The sequence below is a fragment of the Roseivirga sp. AWQ4_251 genome, from assembly GCF_056158225.1.
In genome coordinates this window covers 1,118,832-1,129,857 of record NZ_JBSWSW010000002.1, presented here as the reverse complement: position 1 = coordinate 1,129,857, position 11,026 = coordinate 1,118,832, and the positions used below count along the sequence as shown (strand labels likewise).

8 protein-coding genes and 1 CRISPR repeat array are annotated in these 11,026 nt (G+C 39.8%); of the genes, 3 read left to right on the top strand and 5 right to left on the bottom strand.

All coding sequences use genetic code 11. The features are described from left to right. Window positions 1-209: 209 nt before the first annotated feature. From ACXACJ_RS19020 to cas2, 3 genes are read left to right on the top strand one after another with little or no spacing between them, the layout of a single operon-like run. A complete protein-coding gene (locus tag ACXACJ_RS19020) occupies window positions 210-806 on the top strand; it encodes a transposase (RefSeq protein WP_475136005.1) in 597 nt (198 codons plus the stop codon). Window positions 807-846: 40 nt separating this feature from the next. Beyond that, window positions 847-1,743 (top strand): type II CRISPR-associated endonuclease Cas1, encoded by an 897-nt coding sequence (gene cas1, locus ACXACJ_RS19015; RefSeq protein ID WP_475136004.1) that lies wholly within the window; start codon window positions 847-849, stop codon window positions 1,741-1,743. After that, window positions 1,740-2,081, top strand: a complete 342-nt coding sequence (gene cas2 / locus ACXACJ_RS19010; RefSeq protein WP_475136003.1) for a CRISPR-associated endonuclease Cas2 — start codon at window positions 1,740-1,742, stop codon at window positions 2,079-2,081. The genes cas1 and cas2 overlap by 4 nt, the downstream gene beginning before the upstream one ends. Window positions 2,082-2,208: 127 nt before the next feature. Further along, a CRISPR array of direct repeats spans window positions 2,209-4,355; the repeat unit is 36 nt; unit sequence CTTCTTCTAAGATACAGTTTGAAAGCAAATCACAAC. Window positions 4,356-4,535: 180 nt separating this feature from the next. Here cas2 and ACXACJ_RS19005 read toward each other — a convergent pair. The 5 genes from ACXACJ_RS19005 to ACXACJ_RS18985 all read right to left on the bottom strand — a co-directional run bounded on the left by ACXACJ_RS19005 (window position 4,536) and on the right by ACXACJ_RS18985 (window position 10,957). Then, window positions 4,536-6,188, bottom strand: coding sequence for a glycerol-3-phosphate dehydrogenase/oxidase (locus ACXACJ_RS19005; RefSeq protein ID WP_475136002.1), 1,653 nt, complete (start codon window positions 6,186-6,188; stop codon window positions 4,536-4,538). Window position 6,189: 1 nt separating this feature from the next. Continuing rightward, window positions 6,190-7,680 (bottom strand): glycerol kinase GlpK, encoded by a 1,491-nt coding sequence (gene glpK / locus ACXACJ_RS19000; RefSeq protein WP_475136001.1) that lies wholly within the window; start codon window positions 7,678-7,680, stop codon window positions 6,190-6,192. Between the two features lie 125 nt (window positions 7,681-7,805). Then, window positions 7,806-7,982, bottom strand: coding sequence for a hypothetical protein (locus ACXACJ_RS18995; protein ID WP_475136000.1), 177 nt, complete (start codon window positions 7,980-7,982; stop codon window positions 7,806-7,808). 46 nt (window positions 7,983-8,028) lie between these two features. Next, window positions 8,029-9,639, bottom strand: a complete 1,611-nt coding sequence (gene treF / locus ACXACJ_RS18990) for an alpha,alpha-trehalase TreF (protein WP_475135999.1) — start codon at window positions 9,637-9,639, stop codon at window positions 8,029-8,031. Continuing rightward, window positions 9,629-10,957, bottom strand: a complete 1,329-nt coding sequence (locus tag ACXACJ_RS18985; protein ID WP_475135998.1) for a vanadium-dependent haloperoxidase — start codon at window positions 10,955-10,957, stop codon at window positions 9,629-9,631. The genes treF and ACXACJ_RS18985 overlap by 11 nt, the downstream gene beginning before the upstream one ends. Window positions 10,958-11,026: the final 69 nt, after the last annotated feature.

The following is an 11,026-nucleotide window of genomic DNA, read 5'->3' as shown; positions in this document are numbered from 1 at the left end:
TGAAAAGGACTGACTGATCTTTAGGAAAGTTCGAAACTTTCCTAAAGTTGATTGTGGAAGAATTCTGTATCGCCTTGATCAATTTCTATATGAATGACTTGGTTCAAGGTATTAATAAATGTGCCTTGCATGGATTTGAAACAGCTCTAATTAGAGTTCCGTGCTTTCCTAAAGTTGATAACCAATTGAAACCGAATAAATACTAATCCATGCAACCAGAGAAACTCTACCATATTTATAATCATGCGAATGGTTCGGAGAATCTCTTTATTGAAAGTGAGAATTATAGGTATTTCTTAAAACAGTGGCAGAAATATATAGAACCAATTGCTCATACTTTGGCCTACTCCTTAATGCCCAACCATTTTCATTTCCTTATTGAAATTAAACAGGAAGAAGAGATAGAGCGAACTTTTGGAAAGTTTCAAACTTTCCAAAAGCTAGAGTACCATATCAGTAAGCAGTTTGCGAATACTTTCAGTAGCTATACACAAGCCTTCAACAAAAAATATCAGCGTAAGGGCAATCTTTTTAGGTCTAACTTCAAGAAAAAGGAGATCGTCTCTTCTGAATACATTTCTAATGCCATTGCATATATCCATACAAACCCAATTCACCATGGCTTTTGCCAGAATTTGGAGCAATGGCCTTTTTCAAGTTATACGACCATTACCTCTCAAAAACCTTCTTTAATAGATAAGGAAAAGGTTCTTCTTTGGTTTGGAGGAAATGAAGCCTACACCGATTTCCATAATTCCTATTCTCAAATTTTATATGATAAAGATGATTCTTTCTACTCTACATAGACCTATCGGTTTCGGAAACCTTTATTAAACCCCAAAAACCATGATAAAACGCACTTTATTTTTTTCTAAGCCAGCATATCTCAGTGCCAGAAAGCAACAATTGATTGTTAAATATCCGGATTCAGAAGTAGAGAAAAGTGTGCCCATAGAAGATATAGGTCTTCTTCTTTTAGAAAGTCATCAAATCACCTTAAGCCATTATTTGATCCATCTGCTACTGGGAAATAATGTAGCGATAGTTACCTGCGATGCACAACATTTGCCTCAAGGCATGATGCTGAACCTTAATGCTCACCATACTCAACAAGGCCATTTTAGGGTTCAAATTGAAGCAAGCCAAGCGGCTAAAGATAGATTGTGGAAACAGACCATAAAGGCAAAAATCAAGAACCAAGCTGCACTTTTGGCTCAAAACGACATAGCTGTAGAAAATATGAACCGTTGGGCTGATAAAGTTCAAAATGGCGATCCTGATAACTTTGAAGCCCGAGCAGCGGCCTATTATTGGAAGTGCATTTTTACTGATTTGGTAAGCAGCTTTAAACGAGGTAGATATGAAGGCGAACCCAACAACTTGCTCAATTATGGTTACTCTATACTTCGTGCTATTGTAGCCAGATCGCTTATGGGCTCTGGACTGTTACCAACTTTGGGTTATCATCATAGCAACCAATACAATGCTTATTGCTTAGCAGATGATGTAATGGAGCCTTATCGTCCTTTTGTAGATGAGCTTGTTCTAGAGCTTGTAAGGTCTCATGATGACTATTCCGAACTGACTCCTGCTTTAAAACAGAAGCTGCTTCAAATACCTGTTTTGGATGTGACCATTAACGGCCAAAGAAGCCCTTTAATGTTGGCGGTTCAACAAACTACAGCCAGTCTATACCAGTGCTATGCTAAGGAAAAGAAGAGCATTAAGTTTCCTGAGTTTTGAGCAGTTTTGAAAGATTTAATCAATATAGAGTTATGTGGGTGATGGTGTTTTTCGATTTGCCTACGGAAACCAAAAAGGACACCAAGAACTACAGGAAATTTGTAGATGTGTTGGAAAAGGATGGTTTTAGCCGATTTCAATTTTCCATTTTTCTAAGGCATTGTCCTAGCATGGAAAATGCAAAGGTGCATATCAAAAGAATTAAACAGAACCTTCCGCCCAAAGGCCATGTGGGAATCATTCATATTACGGACAAACAGTTTGGTATGATGGAAGTATTTATTTCTGCCAAGCCCGAAGAAATTCCTCAACCTGTTCAACAATTGGAACTGTTTTAAGAATCAAATGCTCATTATAACCACTTGGGTTTTAGTATTGAACAAAGAAAAACCCTGATTATTTATAAAAAACAATCAGGGTTTAACCCTATAACCCGCAGTTTTTCAGTGGATTATAGAGAGGTATCTTCTTCTAAGATACAGTTTGAAAGCAAATCACAACGGTTGCGGACTTCTACAAAGGGCCAGCTTACTTCTTCTAAGATACAGTTTGAAAGCAAATCACAACAAGGCTATCAGTGCATTCATCACATAACCACTTCTTCTAAGATACAGTTTGAAAGCAAATCACAACTAAAAATATAATTATGTTTAAATTCGGAAACTTCTTCTAAGATACAGTTTGAAAGCAAATCACAACATGCCTGATTTAAAGGAATTGATTTACACGCTTCTTCTAAGATACAGTTTGAAAGCAAATCACAACAATTAAAACAAAACTAATAAAATGGGAAAACTTCTTCTAAGATACAGTTTGAAAGCAAATCACAACAGAAGAGGCTGACAGAAAAGCCAAAGAAGCTTCTTCTAAGATACAGTTTGAAAGCAAATCACAACATTAAAATAGGAATACTTCATAACGTAAACCTTCTTCTAAGATACAGTTTGAAAGCAAATCACAACTCACTAGTGAGATCAATTGAACTTCCACCTCTTCTTCTAAGATACAGTTTGAAAGCAAATCACAACAATTAAAACAAAACTAATAAAATGGGAAAACTTCTTCTAAGATACAGTTTGAAAGCAAATCACAACGGTGGGACTTATATTAACCCAATACTAATCCTTCTTCTAAGATACAGTTTGAAAGCAAATCACAACAAGTTCAGAAGCTTCCAAGTTACCTTCCCTCTTCTTCTAAGATACAGTTTGAAAGCAAATCACAACTTGTAAGTTTTTCAGTGTTCAGCCCCTTTACTTCTTCTAAGATACAGTTTGAAAGCAAATCACAACTCGGACACCACAGAAGTTTCAGCAAGGTTGCTTCTTCTAAGATACAGTTTGAAAGCAAATCACAACTTATCCAATACCCATATAGTGCCTTTAGGACTTCTTCTAAGATACAGTTTGAAAGCAAATCACAACAGAGCAGGTAAGGCCTACACTGTAACACATCTTCTTCTAAGATACAGTTTGAAAGCAAATCACAACGATTCTTACCTTACCAATATCGATCCTAAGCTTCTTCTAAGATACAGTTTGAAAGCAAATCACAACTCTGCCCCTGCTTTTTTGAACTATAGCCGACTTCTTCTAAGATACAGTTTGAAAGCAAATCACAACAAAGAACCTTGGATTAACAGCGACAACTGACTTCTTCTAAGATACAGTTTGAAAGCAAATCACAACATCTTGTGTGATAGTTGAGTTACCAACACTCTTCTTCTAAGATACAGTTTGAAAGCAAATCACAACACTTACCAAAGTGAACATACCGTTTTAATCCTTCTTCTAAGATACAGTTTGAAAGCAAATCACAACTTTTGCCGTTGCATTGCTAAACAAAACCAACTTCTTCTAAGATACAGTTTGAAAGCAAATCACAACACAGAAGGGGCAGGCAGCGGCTATGATGTTCTTCTTCTAAGATACAGTTTGAAAGCAAATCACAACGTAGATACTGATTTAGTAAAGAATTACATGCTTCTTCTAAGATACAGTTTGAAAGCAAATCACAACTAACATATGCAATGGGATTGCAGAAAGAATCTTCTTCTAAGATACAGTTTGAAAGCAAATCACAACCCTCTTCTATATTGTTTTGCTGCAATGATTCTTCTTCTAAGATACAGTTTGAAAGCAAATCACAACGGTGAGAGATATTAGGGATAGGCTTCATTTCTTCTTCTAAGATACAGTTTGAAAGCAAATCACAACGGGCAAACCTCCTTTGCCTTCTTTCCCCTGCTTCTTCTAAGATACAGTTTGAAAGCAAATCACAACGGTCGTGACGGTCTTGTATTGGCTTGGTGTCTTCTTCTAAGATACAGTTTGAAAGCAAATCACAACTCCAGGTTAGGGCTTGTGCTCAAATGGTATCTTCTTCTAAGATACAGTTTGAAAGCAAATCACAACCACTTATATACCCGTTGGGGTTTGAGGCTGCTTCTTCTAAGATACAGTTTGAAAGCAAATCACAACGGATTGAATGGGAAGATCAAGGCTTTGGCTCTTCTTCTAAGATACAGTTTGAAAGCAAATCACAACCCATCCGCCACTACTACAGTAGATCTGGTTCTTCTTCTAAGATACAGTTTGAAAGCAAATCACAACAAAGGGAAATGAGCAACCAAAGGCTCATAACTTCTTCTAAGATACAGTTTGAATTTCAAGTTTGATGAATAAAAATAGTCTAATAATCTAATGGTTAGCTTTTGGAAAGTTTAGAACTTTCCAAAAGTTCTTGTTTACTTCTTTCATGTCTTACTTTGTTGCTAAGACTGAAAAGAGCAATCAACCAAACACCGAAACCTCTCGGATTGCTGTGGCAATTTCTTGTTTTTCTTGGTGGATGCGTTGATCATTCCAACCGAAATAGGCTTGAAAATCTGCAATCACGATATCCAAGGTTTCAGGAATGCTCTTGATATCGAAATACAATCGACCTGTTCTTCGGATATAGAAATCCTGAAGAGTGAAAACCATTTCGTTTTCTAAACAATAGGCTAGTTCAGCGCGGATTAATCGCAATTTTGGATCTTCATTTTCATACTTCTCCATTCCATTTACTATGCTGTCCGTGGCTTTGCCATAGTTGCTTACCAAATAGAAGGCGTAGTATTTTTCCAAACCGAAGGCTTCTAAGCGAGCTTTAATTTGCTTGCGATATTTCTTAACGGCTTTTGCGTTTTCAAAAGCGCCACCATCCAAATCAATATGCTCTGTTTTGGAATGGATTATGGCCTGTCCATCTTCTTCATGAAGTCTTTTGTAAAGCTTGTCCAAAACCTTTTCTGACATTTTGCGATAGCCAGTGAGCTTACCGCCAGCAATGGAAATAAGACCTGTTTCCGACTCGAAAATCTCATCTTTACGCGAAATCTCTGAAGCTGATTTTCCTTCTTCGTGAATCAAAGGCCTAACGCCAGCCCAGCTCGATTCCACATCTTCTACCTTTAAGTGCAGCTTCGGAAAAGCATGGTTCGTTCCGTTAATAAGGTATTCCACGTCCTCTTTTAAGGTTAGAATATGGTCCTTATCTCCAAAATAATCCGTATCGGTTGTGCCTATGTAAGTTATTTTTCCTCGCGGAATGGCAAAAACCATTCGCTTGTCAGGAAAATCGAAATAGATGGCTTGTTTTAGAGGGAACTTATAATGCGGAATTACAATGTGCACACCCTTGGTAAGGTGAAGATGTTTTTGGTTCATGGAATGGTTGAGATTCCTCAAATCGTCAACCCAAGGCCCGGCTGCACTGATAGTGTTTTTCGCCCTAATGAAAATCTTCTGCTGGCCGATAAAGTCGGTGGCCTCTATGCCAACTACTATTCCGTTTTCGTATATGAATTCATCGGCCTGCACATAATTGATGCACTGCGCGCCATATTTTGACGCTGTTTTTATAATTTCGATGGTAAGCCTCGCGTCATCTGTGCGGTATTCGGCATAAATACCACCGCCTTCTATATTGTCTTCGCTAAGCAAAGGTTCTTTCTCCAGCGTTTCTTCAATATTGAGCATTTTACGCTGATCCACCTTTTCGACTCCTGCCAAAACATCGTAAACCATGAGTTCAATAGATGTCATCAACTTGCCAAAAGTGCCATCTTTGATCAATGGCAGAAGCATTTTTTCAGAAGTGACCAAATTCGGAATCAAGCGATGAACCGTTGCTCTTTCTCTTCCGACTTCACGCACTAGCGCAATTTCGAACTGCTTTAAGTAGCGCAAGCCACCATGAATCAGTTTGGTGGATTTACTGCTGGTGCCAGAAGCGAAATCATTCTTTTCAACCAAAACAGTTTTTAAGCCTCGCGAAGCAGCATCGAGAGCAATTCCAGCGCCAGTAATGCCGCCTCCAATGACCAATAAATCAAAGGTTTGAGAGCTGATGGAATGGATTAAATCTGCTCGTTTGTGAGAAGAAAGAAATTCTGTATTCATATTATTCTTCTACCCAGTGCATAGATCTTTTGACGGCTTTTTGCCAAGTAGCATAAAGCTTTTCTCTGAGTTCAGAACCCATTTTCGGTTCAAATAGTTGCTCAACTTTTCGGTTTTCAATAATGTCTTCTTGCTTCCAAAGGCCTACTGAAATACCAGCAAGATAAGCTGCTCCTTGCGCTGTGGATTCTATGACTTCTGGCCGTTCTACATCGGTTCCCAAAATATCGGCCTGAAATTGCATGAGGTAGTTATTGGCTGCTGCGCCACCGTCTACTTTCAGTTCTTTTAAAGCCAAACCTGCATCTTTTTGCATGGCCTGAAGAATGTCGCGGGTTTGGAAAGCCAGTGAATCCAAGGTGGCTTTGGTGATGTGTTCTTTGCCCGTATCACGGGTAAGGCCGAAGATGGCCCCGCGCGCGTACATGTCCCAATATGGAGCACCCAAGCCTGCGAACGCTGGCACTACAACCACTTCATGGCTATCTTTCAACTTTTCGGCTATGGCTTGAGAATCACTGGCATGGTCGATAATTTCCAGCGCATCCCTGAGCCATTGCACGGCCGCTCCGGCTATAAAAATGCTGCCTTCTAGTGCATAATATATTTTACCATCCAAACCCCAAGCGATGGTGCTGAGCAATCCGTTGTATGAAAGTTGTAAATCTTCTCCCGTATTCATCAGCATAAAACAGCCTGTGCCATAGGTGTTTTTGGCCATACCGGGTTCAAAACAGGCTTGCCCAAAAAGCGCTGCCTGCTGATCGCCCGCAATGCCTGCAATGGGAATCGAAACGCCATCCAATTCATAGCTTCCAAAGTCACTGACATTGGGTTTTACATCGGGCAGCATGGATTTAGGAACATCTAGCGCCTTCAGCATTTTATCGTCCCACTTTAAAGTTTTGATGTTGAACATTAAGGTTCGCGATGCATTGCTGTAGTCCGTAGCGTGAACTTTTCCTTTGGTGAGGTTCCAAACCAGCCAAGAATCTACTGTGCCAAATAGCAGTTCATCTTTGTCGGCTTTCTCTCTTGCGCCTTCAACATTGTCCAGAATCCATTTCACTTTGGTTCCTGAAAAATAACTATCGGCCACAAGGCCAGTATTATTTCGAATGTATGATTCCAGCCCTTGGTTTTTTAGTTCCTCACAAATTTTGGCCGTGCGTTTGTTTTGCCAAACAATGGCATTGTAAATTGGCTCGCCACTATTTTTATCCCAAACAATTGTCGTTTCGCGTTGATTGGTGATACCTATGCCCGCAATGGATTCTGCTTTTACCTTATTCTTGGCAATCAGCTCAGAAAGTGTATCCATTTGACTTGAAAGAATTTCTTTTGGGTCGTGTTCTACCCAGCCCGATTTTGGAAAGATTTGAGTGAATTCTTTCTGGGCGATATCTACAATTTGGCCCTTTTCATTAAAAAGTACGGATCGCGAACTGGTTGTGCCTTGATCCAGGGCAATGATAAATTTCTGCTGGCTCATAATACTGGGGTTGAAATGACTTGAAAATGGCTGTTTTAGCCACATTCAGTTGATTTCTATTCAGTATAATGATAATCAGAATTGGGGTGAATTCATAGTGAGAAGCGGTGAGATTCAGACGGATGCTAATAGCCCAAAACCATAAGGAGGCCTGCTGCCATTAAGCAGAAGCCTCCTACCATATCTCTAGTTTTATTGATTGAAGCTCGGCCATCGTTTTTTTGTGGGCCTTTTTTTAAAAGGGCTCTGAAAAACGCGAAAGCGCCAATTGCAAAAAGTAAAATGCCAATATAAGGGTACATAATGTGATCTAATTTTAGTGTATTGTCCCTTCTCCCTTGGGCAAAGTTACCGCTTCATTTCTTCAACTTTCATTTCATCTTCAAAGATTTTTTGAAAAGCTACGGCAACTCCGTTAGTCCATCCAAAACCATCTTGTAGAGCATATTCACCTCCACCGGCTAAAAGAGAGACGTCCATTACATTGTATTTCTCAACCATTTTGCCCGTAGCTTTATAAACTTCTTTGTTTCTATCGAGCCAATGTTTGCCCGCCAGATTACCCAAATTTCCATAGCCATAGTAGAATAAGCCATTCACGGTGATCCATTGAAGGGGAGCCCAACCATTCGGAGCGTCCCATTGCTGGCCAGTCGCATTATTGGTGGTTACGAAACCGCCATCTTTCAAAAATTCCTTTTCGAGGCGTTCAGCTACTTTTTTCGCTTGAGCTTTATCGGCCATTTTAAAAAAGAGGGGATAGGCGCCTGCAAGAGAAAGCACACCCGTAGGTTGCTGAGCCACAAAGTCGTAATCGACAAAGAAACCATCGTTTTCATCCCAAAGATATTTCATGATGGCATTTTTGCGCTGCGTTGCCTTTTCCATAAATTCTTGGGCTTTATCCAATTGCTCTGCCCAGTTGTAGCCTTGAGCGATTTTAACTTCTAAATGATAAAGGAGTGTATTCAAATCTACAGGAATGATGTCAGTGGTGTGGATGCTTTCAATGGTTTGGCCATCTCTGAACCAGCGGCTTGAGTAATCCCAACCTGATTCTGCTCCAGCTCTCAAATGGCGATAGATTATTTCTTTATCTCCGCCCAGTTTTTCTGCCAATTCATAATCTTCTTTATAGGACTCTGGCCTTGGTAGTGCGTAATTATCCCAATAGCGATTGAGCAAGCTACCATCTTCCATTTTCACTACCCTCTTTTCTGCTTTTCCCGGCTCTAGCCCTTCCGAGCCTGTCATCCAGAATTCATATTCTTTGACCAATGCAGGAAGAAATTCTTCGAAGCGAGTTCTATCTTTATCGGCTACTCTGGCCACCATTACTGAGAAAAATGGAGGTTGCGATCGGCCCAGATAGTAGGCACGGTTTCCGTTAGGTACAAAGCCAATAGAATCGATAAGAAAAGCAAAGTTCTTAACCATGTTTAAGGCCATGTCTTCTTGGTTGGAAACCATTAAACCTTCCAAAGTAAAGTAGCTATCCCAGTAATAAATTTCACGGAATCGACCTCCCGGAACAATGAAATCGTTGGGTAAAGGAATGAGCGATGAACGCAATTGAGCATCTGAAGCTTTTCGGGTCAGCACCGGCCACAAATCCAGAATATGTTGTTTCATGGATTTTGTAGTGTCCGAAGCAAAGTCTTTTGAATACGTATAGGGTGATTCAAAGTGTTCGTTGACAAAAGCTTTCAGATCGAAATCAGCCTTTTCTTTTTCTTCATTATAGGCCTTTTCAATTTCTTCTAAATCACTTTTTGGTCGGCAATCTACAAAGGTTTTTGAGTTGGGAAAAATCCTTGCCATCTGAATGTCGTGAAACATATCAGAAGCATAGAACTTGGCAAAGTCAGGAGCTTTGGGTGCCTTTGGCGAATTACATGAAAAAAGGGCTAGCAGTATGACCGCGAGCCCTAAGTAAGTTTGAATATTTTTAATTTTCATTCATCGAGAGTTGAGTGTCCGTCATTTTGATTTTGTCCACAATAAAGTGTCCTATAGCACGGCCTTGGGTCACTCCGTTTTCAATCGCAGGGCGATAGTGAATTCCACCATATAGCCTGCTAATTGCGGCTTCTTCCGAAGCTTGAATGAATGAAGTGAAATCGCGTGGAGGTAAGCCGTATTTTTCTTCAGAATCATCGTGGAAACTAAAGTTATCGCCATAAATGGAAGTTAAAGCTACCGCAGCGGCACTTGAGATTACGCTATGACCGCTGGTATATTCTGGAAATGGAGGGGTCTGTAATTTAGGCAACCATTCCTCATCAATGTACTTATTGATTACCGTTTCAGGGCGAATGAGGTTGCTACGGTATTTTTCGTCCCAACAGCTGATAAATCCATCGGCCAATGCTACGGAAGTTAATGCATAAGCTTGGGCGGATTTGGCCAAATCGGCATTTGCTTTTTGCGATGCAATTTTAACAATCCCAATCCAGTGCCCACCAGGGGTTACTTTTTTGGATGCGAACATCACGTGACCTGTTACATTCATCACATAGGGGTTACAATCCCAAAAACTTGCAATTTCAGCTTGTTCGTCCGATAGATTTTTGCCTGTTTCATACACTTCGTAAGCCTCCTTATAAAACTGGCTGTTTTTGTCCATGCTGTAGATTGTAGGCTTTTCTGGAGCAAATTGAGATGCCGAGTCAATAGCAAAGGTTCTTATTTCACTCCAATGTGGCTCAATGGCATCCATATAGGCTGGTGGAGTTGGCTGCCAGCGACCAGTCTCATCGCGAACAGAAAACTTTTGGAATGTTCTTGTTTCCTTATAATTGTCTCCTGAAGACCATTTCATAATATGAGCTGCAACTTGATTTCCATATTCTATGGAAGCATCAAAGAACTCAGTGTCCACACCCTTTTTCAGTTCTTTATAAAGCTCGTCCCTGTAAGTTTCCATCTTCTCTTCAGAAAAAATTAGATTGGTTCCTACTTTAATGGTTGCTTGAATAGCAGCTAAATCATAGCTGATTTCTTTTTCAGGTTTAGGAATAGCTGTTAAGCCATGAAGCTGGCCTGCTAAAGACTTATAATTGGGGTTGTTTAAGGCCAATATTTCATATCCTGCAATGCTGGAATAAGTATAAATACGGCTCGCTATGGGCGGTGAAAAAATATCATGCACAATTACATCTGTAATTTGTTGCATGGTGTCGTGCATAACATTGGCATCTACGGAAACTTCTTTTTTCCCTTCAGAACAACCCATTTGAATGCAAGCGACCAACACAAAAATCCATATCTTCTTCATTTCTACTTGGTTTTGATTCTGTGATTTAAATTTCCTTTTTCAATCTTAGAAGATCAAGTGTAAGGAATT

What these genes read in the sequence shown, in the direction of transcription:
- ACXACJ_RS19005 (WP_475136002.1), bottom strand. Translation starts at nt 6,188, where the DNA reads ATGAATACAGAATTTCTTTCTTCTCACAAACGAGCAGATTTAATCCAT.
- ACXACJ_RS18995 (WP_475136000.1), bottom strand. Translation starts at nt 7,982, where the DNA reads ATGTACCCTTATATTGGCATTTTACTTTTTGCAATTGGCGCTTTCGCG.
- glpK (WP_475136001.1), bottom strand. Translation starts at nt 7,680, where the DNA reads ATGAGCCAGCAGAAATTTATCATTGCCCTGGATCAAGGCACAACCAGT.
- treF (WP_475135999.1), bottom strand. Translation starts at nt 9,639, where the DNA reads ATGAAAATTAAAAATATTCAAACTTACTTAGGGCTCGCGGTCATACTG.
- ACXACJ_RS19020 (WP_475136005.1), top strand. Translation starts at nt 210, where the DNA reads ATGCAACCAGAGAAACTCTACCATATTTATAATCATGCGAATGGTTCG.
- ACXACJ_RS18985 (WP_475135998.1), bottom strand. Translation starts at nt 10,957, where the DNA reads ATGAAGAAGATATGGATTTTTGTGTTGGTCGCTTGCATTCAAATGGGT.
- cas1 (WP_475136004.1), top strand. Translation starts at nt 847, where the DNA reads ATGATAAAACGCACTTTATTTTTTTCTAAGCCAGCATATCTCAGTGCC.